The organism is Streptomyces sp. NPDC052496 (genome assembly GCF_040679095.1).
In the GTDB taxonomy this organism is placed as follows: Bacteria; Actinomycetota; Actinomycetes; order Streptomycetales; family Streptomycetaceae; genus Streptomyces.
Genome location: NZ_JBFAUH010000054.1, coordinates 1 through 20,838, shown reverse-complemented (window position 1 = coordinate 20,838; position 20,838 = coordinate 1). Strand labels below are relative to the sequence as shown.

General features: G+C 73.3%; 16 protein-coding genes. 7 read left to right on the top strand and 9 right to left on the bottom strand.

Annotated features, from left to right (window positions below):
- Positions 1 to 74: 74 nt before the first annotated feature.
- Positions 75 to 1,484 (bottom strand): MFS transporter, encoded by a 1,410-nt coding sequence (locus AB0L45_RS38690; RefSeq protein WP_365848495.1) that lies wholly within the window; start codon positions 1,482 to 1,484, stop codon positions 75 to 77.
- Positions 1,485 to 1,671: 187 nt separating this feature from the next.
- Between AB0L45_RS38690 and AB0L45_RS38685 the strand changes: the two genes are divergently transcribed.
- Together AB0L45_RS38685 and sulP are read left to right on the top strand one after the other, a co-directional pair.
- On the top strand, positions 1,672 to 2,094 hold the full coding sequence (locus AB0L45_RS38685; RefSeq protein WP_365848488.1) for a hypothetical protein: 423 nt from the start codon (positions 1,672 to 1,674) through the stop codon (positions 2,092 to 2,094).
- Positions 2,095 to 2,163: 69 nt separating this feature from the next.
- Complete coding sequence (sulP, locus tag AB0L45_RS38680; RefSeq protein ID WP_365848487.1) at positions 2,164 to 3,945, top strand: sulfate permease; 1,782 nt, start codon at positions 2,164 to 2,166, stop codon at positions 3,943 to 3,945.
- 57 nt (positions 3,946 to 4,002) lie between these two features.
- Here sulP and AB0L45_RS38675 read toward each other — a convergent pair whose 3' ends face one another.
- The 3 genes from AB0L45_RS38675 to AB0L45_RS38665 are packed head-to-tail and all read right to left on the bottom strand — an operon-like array spanning position 4,003 to position 9,622.
- The gene (locus AB0L45_RS38675) at positions 4,003 to 5,487 is read right to left on the bottom strand and encodes an alpha-amylase family glycosyl hydrolase (RefSeq protein ID WP_365848486.1); all 1,485 of its coding nucleotides are present in this window, start codon (positions 5,485 to 5,487) and stop codon (positions 4,003 to 4,005) included.
- Positions 5,484 to 8,174 carry a glucosidase gene (locus AB0L45_RS38670; protein WP_365848485.1) on the bottom strand — a complete coding sequence of 897 codons (2,691 nt, stop codon included), beginning with the start codon at positions 8,172 to 8,174 and terminating at the stop codon, positions 5,484 to 5,486. Before AB0L45_RS38670 ends, AB0L45_RS38675 begins: the two co-directional genes overlap by 4 nt.
- Complete coding sequence (locus tag AB0L45_RS38665) at positions 8,171 to 9,622, bottom strand: hypothetical protein (RefSeq protein ID WP_365848484.1); 1,452 nt, start codon at positions 9,620 to 9,622, stop codon at positions 8,171 to 8,173. The genes AB0L45_RS38670 and AB0L45_RS38665 overlap by 4 nt, the downstream gene beginning before the upstream one ends.
- Positions 9,623 to 9,767: 145 nt before the next feature.
- Here AB0L45_RS38665 and AB0L45_RS38660 point away from each other — a divergent pair, with 145 nt between their 5' ends.
- Both AB0L45_RS38660 and AB0L45_RS38655 read left to right on the top strand, forming a co-directional pair.
- Positions 9,768 to 10,253 carry a DUF1269 domain-containing protein gene (locus AB0L45_RS38660; protein WP_365848483.1) on the top strand — a complete coding sequence of 162 codons (486 nt, stop codon included), beginning with the start codon at positions 9,768 to 9,770 and terminating at the stop codon, positions 10,251 to 10,253.
- Positions 10,254 to 10,394: 141 nt separating this feature from the next.
- Entirely contained in the window at positions 10,395 to 12,674 is a 2,280-nt protein-coding gene (locus AB0L45_RS38655) for a LuxR C-terminal-related transcriptional regulator (RefSeq protein ID WP_365848482.1), read from the top strand.
- A 14-nt stretch (positions 12,675 to 12,688) separates the two neighbouring features.
- Here the strand turns inward: AB0L45_RS38655 and AB0L45_RS38650 are convergent, their stop codons facing one another.
- Together AB0L45_RS38650 and AB0L45_RS38645 are read right to left on the bottom strand one after the other, a co-directional pair.
- Positions 12,689 to 13,171, bottom strand: coding sequence for a LuxR C-terminal-related transcriptional regulator (locus tag AB0L45_RS38650; RefSeq protein WP_365848481.1), 483 nt, complete (start codon positions 13,169 to 13,171; stop codon positions 12,689 to 12,691).
- A gap of 67 nt (positions 13,172 to 13,238) precedes the next feature.
- Positions 13,239 to 13,532: a hypothetical protein gene (locus AB0L45_RS38645; protein ID WP_365848480.1), complete on the bottom strand. Its 294-nt coding sequence runs from the start codon at positions 13,530 to 13,532 to the stop codon at positions 13,239 to 13,241.
- 175 nt (positions 13,533 to 13,707) lie between these two features.
- Between AB0L45_RS38645 and AB0L45_RS38640 the strand changes: the two genes are divergently transcribed.
- A complete protein-coding gene (locus AB0L45_RS38640) occupies positions 13,708 to 14,169 on the top strand; it encodes a hypothetical protein (protein WP_365848479.1) in 462 nt (153 codons plus the stop codon).
- A 58-nt stretch (positions 14,170 to 14,227) separates the two neighbouring features.
- Here the strand turns inward: AB0L45_RS38640 and AB0L45_RS38635 are convergent, their stop codons facing one another.
- Entirely contained in the window at positions 14,228 to 15,556 is a 1,329-nt protein-coding gene (locus AB0L45_RS38635; RefSeq protein ID WP_365848478.1) for a diacylglycerol kinase family protein, read from the bottom strand.
- Positions 15,557 to 15,754: 198 nt separating this feature from the next.
- On the opposite strand from AB0L45_RS38635, the gene AB0L45_RS38630 reads away from it, so the two are divergent.
- Entirely contained in the window at positions 15,755 to 17,158 is a 1,404-nt protein-coding gene (locus tag AB0L45_RS38630; RefSeq protein WP_365848477.1) for a DUF2252 domain-containing protein, read from the top strand.
- On the opposite strand, the gene AB0L45_RS38625 is transcribed toward AB0L45_RS38630, so the two are convergent.
- Together AB0L45_RS38625 and AB0L45_RS38620 are read right to left on the bottom strand one after the other, a co-directional pair.
- Entirely contained in the window at positions 17,150 to 17,956 is an 807-nt protein-coding gene (locus tag AB0L45_RS38625; protein ID WP_365848476.1) for a YhjD/YihY/BrkB family envelope integrity protein, read from the bottom strand. The two genes, AB0L45_RS38630 and AB0L45_RS38625, sit on opposite strands and share 9 nt — an antisense overlap.
- Positions 17,957 to 18,094: 138 nt before the next feature.
- Positions 18,095 to 18,649: an AAA family ATPase gene (locus tag AB0L45_RS38620; protein WP_365848475.1), complete on the bottom strand. Its 555-nt coding sequence runs from the start codon at positions 18,647 to 18,649 to the stop codon at positions 18,095 to 18,097.
- A 450-nt stretch (positions 18,650 to 19,099) separates the two neighbouring features.
- Between AB0L45_RS38620 and AB0L45_RS38615 the strand changes: the two genes are divergently transcribed.
- The gene (locus tag AB0L45_RS38615) at positions 19,100 to 20,704 is read left to right on the top strand and encodes a hypothetical protein (protein WP_365848474.1); all 1,605 of its coding nucleotides are present in this window, start codon (positions 19,100 to 19,102) and stop codon (positions 20,702 to 20,704) included.
- Positions 20,705 to 20,838 lie beyond the last annotated feature (134 nt).

Genomic DNA, 20,838 nt, shown 5'->3' with positions numbered 1-20,838 from the left:
GGTAGGCGGACTTGGCGGAGGAGTACGGCAGTGCGGGCGGGGCCGCCGTGACGTCTGGCCCGGACGCCGCCGTCTCAGCGCGCGGCCCGCTCCCGCGGCAGCAGCATGGCGGCGACGAAGCCCACGCATCCGACGGCCGCCAGCACGATCAGCGCCGCGGCGTAGGAGCCGAAGGCCAGGTCGGCGACGAGGATGGTGCCGGCGATCGCGGTGCCGAGCGAGGAGCCGAGGTTGGACACACTGCGCGACAGGCCGGAGATCTCGCCCTGCTGCTCCTCGGGGAAGCTGGACTGCACGACGTTGACCGACGGGGTCAGCATCACCCCGAGCCCCAGGCCGATCAGGAGCAGTCCGGGCGTGCTGGCCCAGGCGCTCGGTGAACCGTTCGCCATGGCCAGGAGCGTGCCGATGCCGCCGGCCGTCACGGCGAAGCCGGTCATGACCAGGGTGCGCGGGGTACGCCGCTTCGCGAACCGCTCGGCGGCGAGCGAGGCCGCGAGGAGGCCCGCGGTGGCCGCCGTGAAGAGCACGCCCGTCCGGATGGCGTCGTAGCCGCGTACGACCTGGAGGTAGGCGGCCACCACGAACGACACTCCCATGAGGATCATCCATTGCAGGTTCTGCGTGAGCAGGCCGAGGTTGGACGTACGGTCGCGGAACAGCTCCGTGGACAGCAGGGGTTCACGGCCGGCGCGCTCCCTGGCCCGTATCCACCGGAAGAAAGCGGCCAGGACGAGGGCTCCGAGCAGGAGCAGCCCCGCCATCAGCCATCCGTTGTCGTCGGCGGCCAGGATCCCGGCGACGACGAGGATCAGGCCGACGGCGGACAGGACGGCACCGCCGGTGTCGAAGGGGCGGGTGGGGTCCGGGGGCAGCGGGTCGGCGATCCGGCGGCTCAGCAGGACGATCACCGCGACCACCAGCGCCTGGAAGACGAAGGCCGCCCGCCAGCTCAGCCCCGAGGTGATGAGCCCGCCGATCAGCGGTCCGGCGGCCGCGCCGACCCCGCCCAGCGCCATGATCACGCCGAACGCGCGGGCGCGCGCGGTGGTGTCCGTGAAGTAGAGCGTGGTCAGGATGTAGACCGGCGGGATCAGCAGGGCCGTACCGACGCCTTCGAGGATCGAGTTGCCGAGGATGAGGACGCCGAGACCGGGCGCGACCGCGCTGAGCAGGGCGCCGACGCCGTAGACGGTCAGGCCGGCCACCAGGCAGCGCTTGCGGCCGATGCGGTCGGTCAGCTTGCCGCCGGGGATCATCAGCGCCGCCATGACCAGCAGGAAGATGGTGATCGCGAGCTGTACTCCCTGGACGGTGGTGTCCAGGTCCGCGCTGATGTCGTTGATCATCACGTTCATGTTGGAGCCGGCGAAGCTGCAGATGAACTGGGCGAGCGCGAGCGGCGCCAGTACGTGGCGCGGGGTGCTCGGGGCGCTTCCGCTGATCCCCGTGCCCGGTCCGGTGGGGCCGGTCGGTACGGTCATCGTCTCGCCTCCGATCGCTGTCGCCCGGCGTACGGCAGGGGCCGTCCGCCGGGCGCCGTTCATCGTCCCGGCCGGGTGATCGCGCGTCGTCACCCGCCGGGGGTGACGACGCGCCCCCGGCGTACGGAGCACCCTCGGCGCCGACGCGGGGGCAATCCGCACCCGCCTCGGATTCGGAGGGCCTGTCATGGCCACCACGACCAGCCCGCACCACCGTTCGGCAGGGGTCACGGCCGCCGCGAGCGGCCTGACGATCTTCGCCGCGGTGATGCTGTTCATCTCCGGTGTGCTCGACCTGTTCCGGGGCATCATGGGCATCGCCGAGAACGAGGTCTTCCTCAACACCCCGAACTACGTGTTCAAGTTCGACCTGACGGCCTGGGGCTGGATCCACCTGGCCCTAGGGGCGGTCGCCGTCGTCGTCGGCCTCGGCCTGTTCTCGGCGGCCACCTGGGCCCGGGTCCTCGCGATCGGCATCGCGGCCCTGCTCATCATCGTCAACTTCCTGACCATTCCCTACTACCCGGTCTGGTCCATCACCCTGATCGCGCTCTACGGGGCCACCATCTGGGCGCTGTGCGTGGTCCGCCGGGACACGATCAACGAGTAGCCGGGCCGGATCCGTGCCGGACCGGGCGGTGCGCGCGGTGGGTGGACGCGGCGGAGACGGGCGGGCGCGATGACGGATGCCGACGGCGGCCGGGCCGCCCGGGTGAGGGCGAAGGTCCGCGACGCGGCGCCCGGCCTCCGTGCCTTCTCGGGCTACCGGCGGCAGTGGCTCGTCAAGGACGTGGTCGCCGGTGTCGTGCTGACCACGCTGCTGGTGCCGCAGGGCATGGCGTACGCGGAACTGGCGGGTCTGCCCGCGATCAACGGCCTGTACACGTCCGTCCTGTGTCTGCTGGCGTACGCCGTCTTCGGCCCGTCGCGGATCCTGGTGCTCGGCCCGGACTCCTCCCTCGGCCCGATGATCGCCGCGACGGTGCTGCCGCTGGCCGCCGCCGGCGGGGACAGCGGACGCGCGGTGGCTATCGCCTCGGTGCTCGCGCTGCTGGTCGGTGCCGTCATGGTCCTGGCGAGCGTGGCCAGGCTCGGGTTCATCGCCGATCTGATCTCCCGGCCCACGATGATCGGCTACATGAACGGGCTGGCGCTGACCATCCTGGTCGGGCAGCTGCCGAAGCTGTGCGGCTTCTCGACGGACGCCGACGGACTGCTCGGTGAGGTGTCCGGTGTCGCCCGCGGGCTGGCCGACGGCAAGGCGGTGCCGGCTGCCGTGGCGGTGGGCGCGGGCGGCATCGTACTGATCCTGGTGCTGCAACGGTGGTTGCCGAAGGTGCCGGCGGTGCTCGTCATGGTGCTGCTGGCCATGGCGTCGGCGTCCCTGTTCGATCTGGAAGCGCGCGGCGTCGGCCTGGTCGGCACCCTGCCCACGGGGTTCCCGCCGCTGTCCGTCCCGCACGTCGCGTGGGAGGACCTGGCTCCGCTGTGCGCCGGGGCGGTGGGCATCGCCCTGGTGTCACTGGCCGACACCATCTCCAACGCGTCGGCGTTCGCGGCCCGCACCGGTCAGGAGGTCCGGGGCGGCAAGGAGATGAACGCGATCGGTGCGGCGAACCTGGCGGCGGGGCTCTTCCAGGGTTTCCCCGTCAGTACGAGCGGCTCACGGACGGCCGTGGCCGAACGCGCGGGCGCCCGGACCCAGCTCACCGGCGTCGTCGGTGCCGTGCTGATCGTCCTCATGCTGGTGCTGTTCCCGGGCCTGTTCCGCAACCTGCCCCAGCCCGCGCTGGCCGCGGTGGTCAGCACGGCCGCGCTGTCCCTGGCCGACCTCTCGGGCACGGTACGGCTGTGGCAGCGGCGCAGGACCGAGTTCCTGCTGTCGGTCGCGGCCTTCCTCGGTGTGGCGCTGCTCGGTGTGCTGCCCGGCATCGCCGTCGCGGTCGGCCTGTCGATCCTCAACGTCTTCCGGCGCGCGTGGTGGCCGTACAACACCGTCCTGGGCCGGGTGCCGGGTCTGGAGGGCCACCACGACGTGCGTTCCTACCCGGATGCCGAACTGCTGCCCGGTCTGGTGATCTACCGCTTCGACGCGCCGCTGTTCTTCGCCAACGCCAAGGCCTTCCGCGACGAGGTGCTGCGCCTGGCCCGCGGTGAGCCGCCGCCCCGGTGGATCCTGGTCGCCGCCGAGCCGGTGACCGATGTGGACACCACCGCCGCCGAGGTGCTGGAGGAGCTCTGCCAGGGGCTCGAGGCCCGGTCCGTCCGGCTGGTGTTCGCCGAGCTGAAGGACCCGGTGCTGGGCAGGCTCAGGCGTTACGGGCTGGCTCACGCCCTCGGCGGCGACCGGTTCTTCCCGACCGTCGAATCGGCCGTGGCCGCGTACCGTGCCGGGACCGGCGCGGTGTGGACCGCGGCCGGGCCGCCCATCGAGATCGAGGGAGAGCCCGGCCGGCGCTGAGTGCTCAGCGCCGGCGGGCCTGTGCGTCTCGCCGGATCCCTCCCGGTCCGCCCCGGTTCAGTCCCGGTCCGGCCCGATGGCCAGGACGTGCGTCCCCCAGGCGTCCAGGCCGACGAACAGGCCGGGTCCGGTCAGTTCGTCGCCGGTGCGTACGTAGCGCTCGTCGTCCAGCACCCCGGTCAGCCGCCACGCGTCGGATCCCAGCTCCGGCCACGGCAGCCGGACGCGTCCCTGGGCCGGCTGGCCGGAGAGGTTCACCACCGTCAGGAAACGTCCGGCGGGGCCGGCCCAGCACCAGGCGAGCACGTTCCTGGCGGTGTCGTTGTCGGGCCAGCCCGCGCACTCCAGCAGCCGCCACCCTCCGGTCCGCATGCCGCTGCGGTGCACACCGGCCAGCAGCCGCTCGTGGAAGGCCCGCAGCGCGGTGTCCGCCGGCTCGTCCGGGCGCCGGTCCAGGAAGACCGGCAGCCGGGTACGGCGCCCGGTGAACTGGCCCTCGTGCCACAGTGTCGCGCCCGGCAGCGTGGCGATCAGGACCGCCGCCGCGCGTTCCTTCGCCGGGTGCAGCGTCTCCGCGGCCCGCGGCTCGTCGTGGTTCTCCAGGAACCGTACGAGCCGGTGCTGGTAGGCCGCGTCCGCCGTCAGGTGCGCCCGCACCGACTCCGGGCCTTCGTTGAGCACCCGGTCGTAGAGGCGCTTGTCGTAGCAGAAGTCGAACCCCTGCTGCTGGAGGGCCCATTCGAGGTCCCAGTACGCCTCGGCGACGAACGTCATACCGGGGTGCCGCTCGCGTACGCCGCCGATGACCGTGGGCCAGAAGTCGTCCTGCGGCGGGGCCTCTGCGCGCTGCCCCCAGGTGCGGGCGAAGATGTCGTTCATCAGCAGCATCGCCATGTCGCAGCGCACCCCGTCGCAGACCTGCCCGATGCCGGTCAGCACGTCCGTCGTGGCCCGGCGCAGGGCCGGGTCGAAGGCGTTCAGCTGCACCACGTCCGGCCAGGGCGGGAAGAAGGGGTCGCGGCCGCGGGCGAGGACGGCGGTGCCGGTGTCGAGGTAGGCGGCCGGGTCGCGCCGCGCGTCGTCGGCGGTGCCCCGTACGAAGTGCTCGGGGTGCTCGTGCACCCAGGGGCTGTCGGGGGCGACGTGGTTGGGGACGTAGTCGAGCAGCAGCCCGATGCCCCGGCTGTCGAGTTCGGCGCGGGCGGCGGCCAGCCCCGCGGCGCCGCCGAGCGCCGCGTCGGCCTCGTAGCGCCGGATGCAGTACGGCGACCCGGCGATCTCGTCCTCCCCGATGCCGGGCACGGCCTGGGCGAACGCGGTACGCAGCGACTGGTCCCACAGGGCGATGCCGCGGCCCTGCGGGCTGCGCTCCCACACGCCCATGAGCCAGACGGCGTCGACACCGTGCGGGGTGATCTCGTCCCACGCGTCCTTGGGCACGTCGCCGAGCCCGGCCCGGCAGCCGGTGCGGCGCTGGACCTCGCGCAGCCACACCCGGGTGTTGACCTCGTGGATGACGGGCTGTGCGGGCAACTGGGTCATGACCTCTCCTTCCGGCCCGGATCCGCCGTCAGGAAGTCGCCGGGCGTGAGCGTGCCGAAGACCTGCATCAGGGCGGCGACCAGGCCCGTCCAGCCGGTCTGGTGGGCCGCGCCGATCCCGGCGCCGTTGTCGCCGTGGAAGTACTCGTGGAAGAGGACCAGGTCGCGCCAGTGCGGGTCGGTGCGGAACTTCTCCTGCCCGCCGTAGACGGGCCGCCGGCCGTCCTCGCCCCGCAGGAAGAGGCTGGTGAGCCGGCGCGAGATCTCCTCGGCCGCCTCGTACAGGGTCATCCGGACGCCGGAGCCGGTCGGGCACTCGACGATGAGCTCGTCCCCGTAGAAGCCGTACAGGTTCAGCAGCGCGCGGACGACCAGGGCGTTCATGGGGAACCACACCGGGCCGCGCCAGTTGGAGTTGCCGCCGAACATCCCGGTGTCGGACTCGGCGGGCAGATAGGACACCCGGTACTCCTCGCCGTGCACCCAGAAGGTGTACGGGTGCTCCGCGTGGTACCGGGACAGGGACCTGATGCCGTACGGGCTGAGGAACTCGTCCTCGGACAGGAGGTGGCCGAGCACCCGCAGCAGCCGCTTCTCGTCCACCACCGACAGCAGCCGGGCGCCGCCGGCCACGCCCGCCTGGGCCGAGGCCAGTGTGACGGACAGCGAGGGGTGGCGGTCGGCGAAGCGGCGCAGGCGCTCGCCGAGGCCCGGGATCCGCTCCAGCTGCCGCGGGCGGAAGACGGTCGAGGCGCACAGCGGCAGCAGGCCCACCATCGAGCGGACCTTGAGCCGTACGGCCTGTCCGTCGGGCAGGCGCAGCACGTCGTAGTAGAACCCGTCCTCCTCGTCCCACAGTTCGTCCCCGAGGTCGCCGACGCGGTCCATGGAGCCGGCGATCCACAAGTAGTGCTCGACGAACTTCAGCACCAGTTCCTCGTAGGCGGGGTTGTCCTCGACGAGTTCCAGCGCGATCTGGAGCATGGACTGGCAGTACAGGGCCATCCAGGCCGTGCCGTCGGCCTGTTCGAGGCTGCCGCCGGTGGGCAGCGGTGCGCTGCGGTCGAAGACGCCGATGTTGTCCAGGCCCAGGAATCCGCCCTGGAAGATGTTGCGCCCCTCGGGGTCCTTGCGGTTGACCCACCAGGTGAAGTTCGTCAGGAGCTTTTGGAAGGTGCGCTCCAGGAAAGCGGTGTCGGCGTGGCCCGTGCGGCGCTTCTCGATCAGGTGGACGAAGTACGCGGCCCAGGCGTGCACCGGCGGGTTGACGTCCCCGAAGTTCCACTCGTAGGCGGGGATCTGACCGTTGGGGTGCTGGTAGACGTTCTGGAGGAGCAGTTCGAGCTGCTGCTTGGCGAAGCGGTTGTCCACGACCGACAGGGCCACGGCGTGGAAGGCCAGGTCCCACGCGGCGAACCAGGGGTACTCCCACTTGTCGGGCATGGAGATGATGTCGTCGCTGACCATGTGGAACCACTCGCGGTTGCGGACGCCGGGCCGCGGCAGGCTCCACGGGTCCATCCCGTGCTCGGCCAGCCAGGTCTCCAGGTCGAAGCCGTAGTACTGCTTGGTCCACAGCATGCCGGCGAGCGCCTGCCGCAGCACCCGGGCCTCGTCCTCGCCCGCTCCGGGCGGGGTCAGCTCGCGGTAGAAGGCGTCGGCCTCGGCGATCCGCTCCTCGAACACGGCGTCGAAGCCGCGGGTCACCGACAAGGACGAACCGGTGGGCGCGAGCCGCAGCCGCAGGACCTCCTCCCCGCCGGCGGGGACGGTCAGGGTGTAGTGCGCGGCCGCCTTGGTTCCCTCCCCCGCCGGGTTGACGGCCCCCGGCTCCCCGTCGACGACCGCGCGGCCGATGCCGTCCTTGACGTACGGCGAGGCGTTCGGCGTGCCGAACAGCCGCTCGTTGTTGCTCTCGTTCTCGGTGAACAGCAGCGGGACCGCGCCGGCGCAGCGCAGGTCGTAGCTGCCCAGTTCGGGGTGGACGGCCCGGACGGTCGCGGTCCGGCGCGGTCCGGTGGCCGTGGTGAGCCGCGGCCTGACGGCGCCCTCGTGCCAGGACCAGGTGTTGCGGAACCACAGGGTGGGCAGTACGTGCGCGGTCGCCTCGTCGGGGCCGCGGTTGGCGACGGTGATACGGATCAGGATGTCGTCGTCGGCGGCCTTGGCGTATTCGACGGTGACGTCGAAGTAGCGGTCGTCGTCGAAGATGCCGGTGTCGAGCAGTTCGTACTCGAACTCCTGGCGGCTGCGGGCCTGGTTGACGGCCACCAGGTCGTGGTACGGGAACTCCGCCTGCGGGTATTTGTACAGGTAGCGCAGGTAGGAGTGGCTGGGCGTGCTGTCGAGGTAGAAGTAGTACTCCTTGACGTCCTCGCCGTGGTTGCCCTCGCCGTTGGTCAGGCCGAAGGCGCGTTCCTTGAGGATGGGGTCGCGCCCGTTCCACAGCGCGAGGGCGAAGCACAGGCGCTGCTTCGCGTCGCTGATGCCGCCGAGTCCGTCCTCGCCCCACCGGTAGGCGCGGGAGCGGGCGTGGTCGTGCGGGAAGTACGACCAGGCGTCACCGCCCGCGCTGTAGTCCTCGCGGACCGTGCCCCACTGGCGTTCGCTCAGGTAGGGGCCCCACAGCTGCCGGCGTTCGTCGCCGTCGGACGGACCGGCCTGTTCCGCGTTCGTCTGCGTGGTCATGCCTGCCTCCCTGCCTCACGGGCTCCCCCGACAGCAGGCTCGGCCCGCGCGCCGGAGCCCGCCTCACCTGACCGGGGTGAGGAGCCGTCGCGCAGTGCGAGCGTGACGGCGGCCTCGTACACCGCCAGCACCGCTGCGACGACGAGGAGGCCGGCCCAGGACGACAGCAACAGCGCGACCAGGGCCGCGACGGCGACGCCGGCGACCCGGAGCACGTCGGCGTGGCCGCGTACCCATGCGTGCGGTGCGCCGCCCGTGGAAACCCGCCGGCCGGCGCGCGCGGCGAGCCGGCCGGTGGCCCGGGCGCCCCTGACCGTCCGGTGGCGCAGCCCGACGGGCAGGCGTCCGGGGCCTGCCAGGTACATCAGGACGGCCAGGACGAGTCCGAGCCACAGCAGTTGGCCGCCCCGTTCGCGCAGTGTGGTGAAGACCGTCCAGAGCACGTCGCGCGTCGCGTCCCGGTAGATTCCGGACGGCACCTGGGCCAGGATCTGCTCCCGTACCGCGCGCAGGACGCCGGAGAGCGCGGTGACGCCGATCACGAGCCACAGGCCCAGCTGGAGCAGGGTGCGCCGGCGGTCCGGGGAGACCCACAGGGCGAGGCCGAGCAGCAGGGGCACGGTGAGCAGCAGGCCCACCAGCCCGCGTTCGAACAGCACCACGGCCTGTTGCACCTGCCCCAGGGTCTGGCGGTCGTAGAGCTTGATCTGCGCGAAGTCGGCGGGCAGCCGCACGCCGAGCGCCTTCTCGATCCGGTCGCGCAGCCCGGGCGGTACCTCCCCCGACGAGAGGACCGGCAGGTCCAGACGCTTGCCGAACAGGGTGGGGAGCCGGTCCTCCAGAGCGTTGAGGGCGTTGTTGACCAGCGGGAGCAGGTTGAGGGTGACCGTGTCGGCCGCGACCTGTACGCCCTGGCTGCGCTGCTGGAGCAGGTCGGTGATCCGCGCGTGCGCGAAGCGGTTGGCGGAGCGCCACAGGTCCTGGAACGGTTCCGTGGCGAGCAGTTTGGCGACCGTGTCGCGTACGTAGCCGTGCACGGCGCCGGTGAGCGGTCCCGCGGCGAACGACGCCCGCGGCGGCAGCGCGTCGGCCAGCCGCCGCTCGACGTCCAGCCGGTCGAAGATCTCGTCCGCGAGGTACGTGGAGACGGCTGTGCGCACGGTCGGGTCCTCGGGCAGCGGCCCCACCGTGGCGACCCAGCGGTCGGTGTCGAGGGCGGTCCGCGCGCCCCACACACCGACGACCGAGGTGACCGTGAGGACGGCCGCCAGCGCGATCGCCACGGCGGCGACGAGGCGCCGCAGCGCCAGCAGCCTGGCCCGCCGCCGCTGCTGCGTACCGGCCCGGGCCCGTAACTCCCGGACCTCCGCCCGCAGGCGTGCCAGCTCACCGTCGGCCGTGGAGGCGCCACCGGCCGTACCGTCGTCCGCCGTTCCCTCGTGCGTCATGCCGCCCACCGTCGCGGAGCCCGCGCCGTCCGGCCCTCACCTGCCGAGGGTGACGCGGCGGGCGGCGGGCTCCGGCTGGATGGAGGCGAACCCGCACAGGATCCTCACCCGGCCGGACGGCCGGCTGTTCCGCCAGGAGGCACTGATGGCAGATCTCGTCGTACTCGGATTCTCCGACAGGGAGAAGGCGGACGCGGTGCTGCGGCTCGCCCAGGACCTGTCCCGCCAGGAACTGCTCGACCTGGACGACGCGGCGCTGGCCTGGCGGACCATGGACGGCAAGATCCATGTCCGCCAGTCCTACAACCCCACCGCGACCGGTGCGGCCGGCGGCGCCCTGTGGGGCGCGCTGTTCGGGATGCTGTTCCTGATGCCGGTGTTCGGCGCGGCGATGGGCGCGGCCACCGGCGCGGTCGCCGGCAAGCTCACCGACGTCGGCATCAACGACGCCTTCGTCAAGGAGATCGCGGGCACCCTGGAACCGGGCCGGGCCGCGGTGTTCGCCCTGGTACGGCGCTCCACGCCGGACCGGGTGCGCGAGGCCCTGCGCCCCTTCGAGCCCAGCGTGCTGCGTACGTCGCTCACCAAGGACCGCGAGGACGAGCTGATCGCGGCGCTGCACTCCGTCTGAACGCCCCGCGGCGGCACGGCGTTGCACCCGGGTGCGAACTTCACCCGGGTGAAACGGCGCCCGTGGCGCTTCCCATGACACGGTGACCGCCCGACACTTGCCTGAGCCGCACTTCCCCGCTCCGAGAGCGAGGTGCCGCCCATGGACACGTGCCCGGAGGAACAGCACGGCAGGCCTTCGGTCGGGCCTTCGGTGACGGTGCCCGCGCTGCCCCGGTGGCTGGTCCCCAGACCCCGGTTGACGGACCGGCTCTCCTGGGGCGCCTGCGGGCCGCTGACCGTGGTCGTCGGCCCGGTGGGCGCCGGGAAGACGGCGCTCGCCGTGGAGTGGGCGCACACCGGCCGGACCCCGGGGCCGGTGGCCTGGGTGACCTGTGACGGCCGGGACGAGCCGCCGGGCGTGTTCTGGCCGCGGGTGGCCGGCGCGCTGGCAGCGGCGGGCGCCGACGTACCGCCGTCCGTGGCGGTGCCCGACGGTCCGCTGCCGGTGGCCGGCCCGGCGGCCGGGCCGGCCGCACGGCACGACCCGGTGGTCCTGGTCCTGGACGACTTCCAGACGGAGCCGGGCTCGCCGACCGCCGAGCGGGTGCTCGGCCTGCTGAAGCACGCGGCTCCCGCGCTGCGCCTGGTGGTGCTCGCGCGCCGGGATCCGCCGCTGCACCTGCACCGCTACCGGCTGTCCGGGGAACTGACCGAGCTGCGCACCCGCGATCTCGCCTTCGACGACCGGGAGACGGCCGCGCTGCTCGCCCAGCACGGCGTCGAGGTGCCCAGGCAGGTGGTGAGCGCCCTGCGGGAACGGGCGGACGGGTGGGCCGCCGGTCTGCGGCTGGCTGCCATGTCCATGGAGAAGCAGTCCTCTCCGGAGCAGTTCGTGGCGCAGTTCGCCGGGGACGACGAGGCCGTGGTCAGCTATCTCGTGGAAGAGGTCCTCGACGTACAGCCCCCGGGCATGCGGCGGCTGCTGCTGACGACGAGCGTCCTGGAGCTGATGAACGCCGAACTGGCCACCGAGCTGGCCGGCGAGGAGGCGGGCCGGCACTTCGCGGCGCTGGTACGGGAGAACTCCTTCCTCCAGCCCGCCGGGCACGGCTGGTACCGCTGCCACCGGATGTTCGCCGACGTCCTGCGGATGCGCCTGCGCCACGAGACGCCGGCACTGGTACCCGAACTGCACCGCCGGGCCGCCGCCTGGCTGGGTGACCACGGGCTGCTCGCCGAGGCGGTACGGCACTGGTCGGCGGCCGGCGACCGCCGGCGGGCCGACCGGCTGATCGTCCACCGGCTGGCGATCGGTCAGGTCCTGGGGCTGACCGGGGACCGCCTGCCGGACGGGCCGGCCCGTCAGCCCGCCGAGGCCGCGGGGGCGGACGAGCCCGAGACCCTGCTCGTCGCCGCGGCCACCGCCCTGGCCCACGGCGACGACGGGCTCTGCGCCGACTCGCTGGCCGGCGCCGGCCGGCTCGTCGCGGACCTGCCGGCGGACCAGGAGGACCGCGTCATCCGCTGCCGTGTGACCCACGCCGTCATCCGCATGGCCCGGCACCGCTCCCGGGCCCCGGACCTCGCCCGTTCCGCGGCGGCCGAGACGGAGTCGCTGTGCCCGCGGCTGCCCCGGGCCACGCCGGCGGCGCACCCGGAGATCCCGGCACTCGCGCTGGCGGTCCGCGGCCACGGCCAGCTGCGCGACGGCAGCCTCCAGGCCGCCTCGGCCTCCCTGACCGCCGGCCTCAAGGCGGCGTGCGCCGCCGGCAACGGCGTACTGCGCCGGGACTGTCTGGTCGATCTCGCCCTGCTGGAGACGTTGCGCGGCCGCTTCCGCGCCGCGGACGAACTCGTCACGCGCGCGTGCCGGCCACCCCTGCCGGCGTGGACCGCGGCGGATCCCTCCCGGCCCTCGCTGCACGTCGTACGCGCCTGGATCGCCCTCGCGCGCGGCGAGCCCGCCCAGGCCCGCCGGGAGCTCGGGTCCGCGCGGGCCGTACTGCGCACCGCGCCCGACCCGTTCGTCGCGGAAGTGTGCTCCCTGGTGGCGGGGCTCACCGAGGCGGCGGAGCGGAGCGGACCGCAGGCCGGGCGGATCGGTGACACCCTGGCCGGCCGCCGGCTGCCCGCGGAGCTGCTGCGGGTGGTGGAGCCGGTGTGCGCGACCGTACTCGGCGCGTCCGGCGCTCCGCGTCCGCGCGTCCTGGCCCGGCCCGCGCCGGCCCTCGTGGCCCCGGACCCGGTCGAACGGCTCAGCGCGCGGGAACGGGAGGTGCTCGGGCGCCTCGCACAGATGATGACGACCGAGGAGATCGCCACCGACCTGTACCTGTCGGTCAACACCGTCAAGACCCACCTCAAGAGCGTCTACCGCAAGCTGGCCGTGACCCGTCGGTCCGCGGCGGTCCGGCGGGCGCGCGAGCTGGAACTGCTGTGACGCCTGCGCGAGGGCTACCGGATGAGTCCCCGCTGCCGGGCCCGGTGCAGCGCCTCGGTCCTGGAGTGGGCGCCGAGTTTGCGGTACACCGCGCGGGTGTGGCTCTTGACGGTGTTGTGCGACACGAAGAGGTCGTCGGCGATCCGCCGCAGCGGTACCTCCTCCTGGAGCCTGCGCAGTACGGTCAGTTCACGTGCCGTGAGCGACGCGGCCGGCGCCGCCGGACGCCGTACGCCCCCGTCCCGGGCGGGCGCCGAAGCCAGCACCGCCGACGCCTGGTCCACCAGCGCCTCCGCGCTCCGCGGATCGTCCAGCCCGTCCGCGATCTCCACGAGGAGGTCGGCCAGCCACACCAGACAGGCCGTCACGGCCGCGTCCGCCGTCCCGGCGTCCTGGCCCAGTTCCCGTAAGCGTCCGCGCAGGCCGGCCGCCCGGCCGCCGTCCCCAGGCCCCACCGGGGCCCGGCCTCTTCGCGCGGTACGGAGCGACGCGGGCATGACCTCACCTCCCGGCGGGCGGTACCTGCCCAGCGTCGCCCGGCACCCGACGGTGCCGGAAGGTGCCTTACGGCCCTTCCGCGCGAGTGGTGCGCTCACCGGCCCCGGCGCCCCCGGGCAGCCGGCGGATCTCCAGCAGCTCCAGCCCCAGTGCCTGGATGCGGTCGAGGATGCCGTACAGCGCGGCCTGGTCGAGCCCCGCTCCGTACAGGACCGTCTCGGCCGGGCGGAGCCGGACCGTCAGCTCGCCGAACGCCGACGTGAAGGCAGCACCGACCCTGCCGCGGACCCGGATCTCGAAATCGCCGCCTCCGGACGGCGGTCCCGCTCGCCCGGGCCCCGCACCCGCCTGTGCGCCCATGGCGTCACCTCCGCTGCGGCGGCCTGGCCTCCCTGCCATTCTCACCGCACGGTGGGGGCTCACCTCACCTTGGAAGGGTGACGGTGCGCCGGTCGCCGCCCGGTCTCATCCCCCGCGGGTGAACCGGGTGCGGGGCCGCTCGGCGCATGCTCCGCCCATCGAGGAGGAGGCTGACATGGCTGAGCAGGTTTCGGCAGAGCAGAGCCGGCCGGGCGCGCCGGCGCAGGAGGCCCGCGTCCGCCCGGTCACGGTCGGCGGCGTCGTGTTCGCCGTGTGCATCCTGGCCGTGGTCGGGGCCTGTCAGGCGATCGCCGGGCTCGCCGCGATCATCGACCACAACTTCTACCGGTCCCAGCAGGATTACGCGTACGACTTCAGCATCAGCGGGTGGGGGTGGGTGCAGCTGGTCTCCGGCATCATCATCGTCGCGGCCGCGTTCAACCTCTTCAGCGGCCGCACGTGGGCGCGCGCCGTCGGTATCGGGGTCGCGATCGCCAGCGTGCTGGAGAACTTCTTCTTCACGCCGTACTACCCCGTGTGGTCGGTGGTCGTCATCGCGCTGGACGTCCTGGTCATCTGGTCCCTGGCCACGTACGGCCACCAGGAGGCGCACAAGGTCTACAACGCGCCGCTGTAGCGCGTCCGTGCCCTGCCCCTCGCACGGGAGGCTCACGGGAGGCAGGTCCGCGGCCGGCTCAGTGCGGCGGCGTTGCGTGCTGGCTCCGTGCCGACGCCAGCCCCAGCCTGACGATCAGGCGCCAGTTCATCGGCGGCCTGGCCAGGCGCACGCCCGGCCGCCGCCGGGGCACGACCACCCGCAGGGCCCGCGGCCGTACTTCGCAGTGCACCGGTACGCGCAGCCGCAGCGCCTCCCCGTCGACGCCGACCGCGATGCGTTCCTCGTCGGCGTCGACGACGACGTGCGTCGCCGTCACCCGCGTCAGGCCGGCGGCCCACCGGCCCCGTACCAGCCCGGCGGCGTGCGCGGCGCTGCTGACCTCGACACCGACACAGCCCAGCACCCCGCCGTCCAGGCGCGCCCGGCGCCCCAGCCCCGCGATGTCACCCGTGCCGTACGGGTTGTTGCTGACCAGCAGGGCCTGCGGCGCGTGGAAGACCTGCTCCCCGGCCCGTGCGGTGAGCCGCCCGCCCCGGTGGCCCATGAGCAGGTCGGGCAGCAGGTCCAGGGTCGTCCGGGACTTGCCGTCGCGGTACGAGGGGCTCTGCACCACCTCGGCGTACGCGCCGAACGACACGTTGTTGACGAAGGGCCGGCCGGCGGCCCGGCCGAGGTCGACGCTGATCTCCACCCCGTCGTGCAGGGCGTCCAGGGCTTTCGACGGGTCGTCGCGGTCCAGGCCCAGGTCCAGGGCGAAGTGGTTGCGGGTGCCGGCCGGGATCACCAGGAAGGGCAGGCCGAGCGCGGCGGCCACGTCCGCGACCAGCGCCTGGGTGCCGTCCCCGCCCGCGACACCGAGCAGGTCGGCGCCGCCGGCCGCCGCCTTACGGGCCAGTTCGGCCACATCGGTCTCCCCCGGGCCCTCCAGGAGCAGTACCTCCGCGCCCAGCGCGCCGGCCTTCTCGCGGAGCCCGAACCGGTCCACCTTGCCGCCGCCCGAACGCGGATTCATGATCAGGACGGGGTGGCGGGCCCGCGGCGCCGGCCGTTCGGGCATCGGCGCCGGCCTGTCGTGCAGGACCAGGGCGGCCCGGCCCGCGCCGACGGCGGCCAGCCACAGTCCCGCGGCCAGGGCGACGACCCACGCCAGGTGGGCCTCGGTGTACTTCAGCAGGACCCACGCGGGAGCGGCCAGGGCCAGCAGGACGGCGAGGACACGCAGGACACCTCGCCGGCTCAGGGCCCACCAGACCGCGGCGGCGGTGACCGCCAGACCGAGGAGCCCCACTCCCACCAGGGCAAAGGTCCGTATCCCCGCGAACACGCCCAGCACCAGCACCGCCGCGGCGGCGGCCGCCAGAGACGCGCGCGCCAGCCATTGCTGCCTTCGCACGGTCGGTTCCATGCCGCTACCGTGCGCCGGACGGGCCGTCCGGGCATCACCCGGGCGAGGCGATCCGCACCGGCCGGCCCGAGCGGGCCACGGACCGGCGTCCGGTCCGGCCACCGCGAGCGCCCGCTCCCCGGCCCGCCTCACACCGCCGGGGTGATGACGGACCGGCCGTACGCGCCGACATTCGTGCCTCCCAGGAGGGAGCACGCCATGTCCGACGCCCAGCGCACGCATCCCACCGCGCAGGAGCGGGCCGCCCGCGGCCGGGCGGCCCGTACGCGCGTACCGCGGTCCGGGCACGCGGAGTTCACGCCCGCGCCGGACCGGCCGGATCCGGTCACCGTGCTCGAACGGCAGTCGGCGAGCAGGCTCCCGGAGCTGGTGCCGATCCGGTACGGGCGGATGCTCGAATCCCCGTTCCGCTTCTTCCGCGGTGCCGCCGCCGTGATGGCGGGTGACCTGGCCGGCACCCCGTCCACCGGGCTGCGGGCCCAGCTGTGCGGGGACGCCCACCTGTTGAACTTCCGGCTGCTCGCCTCCCCGGAGCGGCGGCTGATGTTCGACATCAACGACTTCGACGAGACGCTGCCCGGCCCCTGGGAGTGGGACGTCAAACGCCTGTCGGCCAGCCTCGTCATCGCCGGCCGCGCCAACGGCTTCAGCGGGCCGGAGCGCTCCCGCGTGGTCCGCGCGACGGTACGCGCGTACCGCGAGGCGATGGGCGGTTTCGCCGGGATGCGCAACCTCGACGTGTGGTACGCACGCATCGACGCGGACGAGCTGTACGGCGCGCTGCGCGCGGAGCTGGACAAGCGGGCCCGGCGGCAGGTCTCCCGGACCCTGTCCAAGGCCCGCACCCGCGACCACCTCCAGGCCCTGGAACGCCTCGCCCACACCGTCAAGGGCGAGCTGCGGATCACGCCCGACCCGCCGCTGGTCGTACCGCTCGGCGACCTGCTGCCCGATGTCGAACGCGCCGATCTGGAGCAGCAGTTGAGGGAGCTGGTCGACCGCTACGCGAAGACCCTTCCGGCCGACCGGCGGGCACTCCTCGCGCAGTACCGCGTGGTCGACATGGCCCGCAAAGTGGTCGGCGTCGGCAGTGTGGGAACCCGCTGCTGGATCCTGCTGCTGCTCGGACGGGACGACGCCGACCCCCTGTTCCTCCAGGCCAAGGAGGCGCAGCGATCGGTGCTCGCGCCGTTCGCGGGCCCGGATCCCGGTGGCAACCAAGGAGAACGGGTCGTCTCCGGGCAGCGGCTGATGCAGGCGGCCGGTGACATGTTCCTCGGCTGGGAACGCGTCGAGGGTCTGGACGGCCGGCAGCGCGACTTCTACCTGCGCCAGCTCCGCGACTGGAAGGCCATTCCCCAGACCGACACGATGACCCCGGCCACCATGCGGCTGTTCGGACGGCTGTGCGGCGCGACCCTGGCCCGCGCCCACGCGCGGTCCGGCGACCGTATCGCCATCGCCGCCTACCTGGGCCGCTCCGACATCTTCGACCGCGCGCTGGCCCGGTTCGCCGAGAGCTACGCCGACCGGAACGAGCGCGACCACCGGGCGCTGGCGAAGGCGGCGCGCGCGGGCCGGGTCGAGGCGAGGTCAGTCTGACGGTACGTGCGGCAGGCGCAGCCGGAGCCGCACGGCCTCGGTACGGGCGAGCACCTGCCCGAGGGCGATACCGAGCACGACGGTGACGAAGAAGAGGATCAGCCAGGACAGCAGCGTGAAGACGGAGCCGAGCGGCCCGTAACGGTCGACGCTCCGGGTCAGCGTGCGCGGCAGCCAGAGTCGGGAGAGCAGCGAGAACGCCACCACGCCCGTACCGGTCAACAGCGCTCCCGGCAGCAGGGACATCCAGGGCAGACGCCCGGCGAGCAGCAGATGCTGGGTCCACCACCACATCAGCACGGCAGAGACCAGCTGGAGGGGCACCCCCAGTGTGGGGCCCGCGCCGAAAGCACGGTGGAGCAGCCCCTGGAACACGAGCACCACGATCCACACCACGAGCCACAGTGCCCAGCGCCACGCCACGACCCGCGCCCCCGCGTGCGGCAGGCCCCAGGAGCGCTCGCACACCCGCTGGAGCACCCGGGTGAAGGCCGTGGCGGACACCAGGGCGACCAGCACACCGACCACTCCCCAACTGTGCGACGCCGGGCCCCGGCCCCCGTACACCCCCTCGACCTGGGTGAACAGCGGCCCGCCCGTACCGAACAGCGCACGCAGCGATGTCAGCAGCTCCTGCCGTACGGCCTGCGGGCAGAGCGACGCGACGGCGATGAGCATCGGCAACGCGGCCAGGAACGCCTGTGCCGCCAGCCGGGTCGCGAGGTCCAGCACATTGACACGCACCAGCTGCCGCACGACACGCCCCGCCAGCGGCCGGGCGAGGCGGGGGATCGCCATGGCGCGCCCTTTCGCGGCAGTCCTTCCAGGACAGTTCGTCCTCGTCCCGGCCAGCTTCACAGCTGCCCGCCCCCTGCGAGTCGCCCACGGCGGGTGGTGAAGGCCGCCGCTCTCCTGCACCGCTGACGGCCGGCCCGGTCACGGTCCGCTCGCGGAGTGCTGACCGGCCCAGCCGGTGGCAGCCACCACCTCGTGCGCGATGTCCGCCACGGTCCGCCCGTCCGTCACCACCCGCACGGTGTCCGCAGGGGCCCGCTGGTCCAGCAGCCGCGCCTTGCGCGCGCTGCCCTCCAGCTCCTGCTCCAGCTCCGAGCCGAGCTCCCGGCGCACCAGCCGCTCGCGGGCGGTGGTGTCGGAGGCGGTGAGCAGGACCCGCACGATCCGCACCCCCGTGCCCATGGCGCGCTCGAACATCCCCGTCGTCTCAGGCAGCACGCTGGCAGTGTTCGTATAGACCAGCCGGCGGTAGCCGCGCCGGGCGAAGTTCGCCCACACAGCGGTCAGATTGCTCTCCGTGATCTCCGCACGGTGCGGATCCCCCTCCGGGGCCGGATGCACCTGCCCCATGAAGTCCCCGTCGATGACCGCGTGCGAGACCACCGCGGCCCGCAGCAACGCCGAAACCTCCCACCCCACCGTCGTCTTGCCGACTCCGGCCCGCCCGCCGATGAGCAGTACTTCCGCAGGATTCATGGCGGCAGCGTGCCAGATCGGCCCGGCGCGTGCTCTGTACGACGGAGTGTCAGGCATTCACGTACGGAAGAGGTCTCGGAGCAACAGCCGCGCCCCTTCAGGAAGGGTTTCCGGGAGCCCCGGGACACCGGAATACATTACTTGGCCACACCACATAACCTCGCCGACCAGCCCGTCAACCGGCCTACCCACGCCGCCCGTTGACAACAGAACTGGCGCGAGAACGGGGCCGGACGCACGACGTCATGACGCGATAATTGTTTATCGCGAAACATTGTGATGGGTACGGGCCCATCATTCGACACCGGTGCAGTTCCCCCGGACACGAAAGTCATGGCATGATCACGCAGATCCATTCCGCGAGTCATCGCGATCGTCCCGTTGTCGTGAGGCGCTGCCCACGGAGCCGACTCCGTCGCGGCGCGTCTCCCCACGTCCCCAGGGCCCACTTTGCACAAGATCACCAAGCAGGCGCTGATACCTGCTCTGACCACCATCTCCCTGCTGGCAGCGGGCTGTTCGTCGGCCGGTACCGGCAGCGCCGACGGGGCCGCCGGAGCCACTGCCACCGGTGGCGGTGGCGGGCAGGCCGCCGCACCGGCCGCCGAGCTGGACGCCGCCGACACCACCGACGGCAGCACCACCGGCGACGGGCGGCGGCTGAAGGTCGCCGCGGCTCCGGCGCCGTCCGCTCCGGCCGGTGCCACCGCGGTGGCGCGCCCGTCCCGTGACGGGCACGCGGCAGCGCACAAGTCCGCACTGCGGATCGCCTCGTACGACCGGCACAGCGGGCGCGCGGTCATCGCCGGCCCGGCGGACTCCCGGAAGAAGCAGCCCCCGGCCACGCCCGCCCCCTCCTCGCCCGCGCCTTCCTCCCCCGCGCCCTCTTCTCCCGCGCCCTCCTCCGGTTCCGGGACGCCCGGGAAGAGTTCGGCGGTGGCCGTCGGTGACGTCATCGCGAGCGCGCCCGCCCCGGGCGCCCCCAGCGGCGTACTGGCCAAGGTCACCAAGGTGCTGGGCACCACGCGCGAGGGCACGGAGGTCAACACCGCCCCGGCCACGCTCGACGCACTGCTGGGCAAGGGCGAGGCGGCCGGGAAGGTGCCCGTCGATCCGGCAGGCATCTCGGTCGAGCCGCTGGTCAAAGGCGTGAAGGTGTCCTGGGCGAAGAACGGTGAGCGCCGGTTCGGTCCCCATGGCGCCACACTGCCCCTGGGCAGCCTGCGCCTCGACGTCGGCGCGTCGGTCGCCACCGCGGAGGGCGCCCCGGCCAGTGCCGCCGCCTCGGTCTCCGGCTTCGTGCAGCTCTCCCCGAAGGTGGAGTTCGGCTACAACGGCAGCCGCAAGGCGGCGGGTTCCGCGGCTGACGGCACCGGCAGCGGAAACGGCACGGCTCCCGGTGGTGCGTTCATCGGGCTGTCCGGTGACTGGTCCTCGCAATGGCAGTTCAAGGGCCAGGCCGCCGCGTCGACCGGGAAGGACAAGCCGCTGCGGATGCCGTTCGCCAAGCTGCACGCGGACCCGGTCGTCCAGGTCGGCCCGGTACCCGTCGTCGTCAACCTCGACCTCACCTGCTACCTCGCGGTGGAGGCCGACGGCAGGATCAGCGTCGACGTCCAGCAGGACCTCAAGGGCGGCTTCCGGGTCGGCGGCAGCTACACCTGGACCAAGGGCTGGAAGCCGGTCAGCGAATCCGGCCTGACCTCCACCCCGGTACGGGCCGGCGTGACAGCGGCGGGCCGGGCCAAGGCCGCGCTCGGCGCCGAGGCGAGCGTCGGCCTGTACGGCATGGCCGGGGTGAGCGCCGACATCGCTCCGTACCTGCGGGGCGAAGGCAGTGTCGCGGCCACCGGCTCCTCCGACGGGAAGGGTGCCGTCGCGGCCGACTGGAAGGTCTTCGGAGGGCTGGACCTGTCGGGCGCGCTCCAGACCCAGCTGACGGTCTTCGGCACCCCGCTCTTCCAGAAGCGCATCCCGCTGGGCACCCTGCACCGCGAGTGGAAGCTCGCCGCCGGCCGCCTCTCGTCCGCCGGCCGAAACCCGCACACCGGCTGACACGCGCCGACACCGCCTCGGCACGCGGCTGCGTACGCTGCCGCGTGCCGTCGTGCCGGTACCCCGCCGGCGGAACGGGACCACCGCGGGGTGGGGGAAGCGGCCCGCCCCCCCCCCCCCCGGGGGCCCGACGC

Coding starts and splice junctions, on each gene's coding strand:
- AB0L45_RS38690 (WP_365848495.1), bottom strand. CDS start 1,484: ATGACCGTACCGACCGGCCCCACCGGACCGGGCACGGGGATCAGCGGA.
- AB0L45_RS38685 (WP_365848488.1), top strand. CDS start 1,672: ATGGCCACCACGACCAGCCCGCACCACCGTTCGGCAGGGGTCACGGCC.
- sulP (WP_365848487.1), top strand. CDS start 2,164: ATGACGGATGCCGACGGCGGCCGGGCCGCCCGGGTGAGGGCGAAGGTC.
- AB0L45_RS38675 (WP_365848486.1), bottom strand. CDS start 5,487: ATGACCCAGTTGCCCGCACAGCCCGTCATCCACGAGGTCAACACCCGG.
- AB0L45_RS38670 (WP_365848485.1), bottom strand. CDS start 8,174: ATGACCACGCAGACGAACGCGGAACAGGCCGGTCCGTCCGACGGCGAC.
- AB0L45_RS38665 (WP_365848484.1), bottom strand. CDS start 9,622: ATGACGCACGAGGGAACGGCGGACGACGGTACGGCCGGTGGCGCCTCC.
- AB0L45_RS38660 (WP_365848483.1), top strand. CDS start 9,768: ATGGCAGATCTCGTCGTACTCGGATTCTCCGACAGGGAGAAGGCGGAC.
- AB0L45_RS38655 (WP_365848482.1), top strand. CDS start 10,395: ATGGACACGTGCCCGGAGGAACAGCACGGCAGGCCTTCGGTCGGGCCT.
- AB0L45_RS38650 (WP_365848481.1), bottom strand. CDS start 13,171: ATGCCCGCGTCGCTCCGTACCGCGCGAAGAGGCCGGGCCCCGGTGGGG.
- AB0L45_RS38645 (WP_365848480.1), bottom strand. CDS start 13,532: ATGGGCGCACAGGCGGGTGCGGGGCCCGGGCGAGCGGGACCGCCGTCC.
- AB0L45_RS38640 (WP_365848479.1), top strand. CDS start 13,708: ATGGCTGAGCAGGTTTCGGCAGAGCAGAGCCGGCCGGGCGCGCCGGCG.
- AB0L45_RS38635 (WP_365848478.1), bottom strand. CDS start 15,556: ATGGAACCGACCGTGCGAAGGCAGCAATGGCTGGCGCGCGCGTCTCTG.
- AB0L45_RS38630 (WP_365848477.1), top strand. CDS start 15,755: ATGTCCGACGCCCAGCGCACGCATCCCACCGCGCAGGAGCGGGCCGCC.
- AB0L45_RS38625 (WP_365848476.1), bottom strand. CDS start 17,956: ATGGCGATCCCCCGCCTCGCCCGGCCGCTGGCGGGGCGTGTCGTGCGG.
- AB0L45_RS38620 (WP_365848475.1), bottom strand. CDS start 18,649: ATGAATCCTGCGGAAGTACTGCTCATCGGCGGGCGGGCCGGAGTCGGC.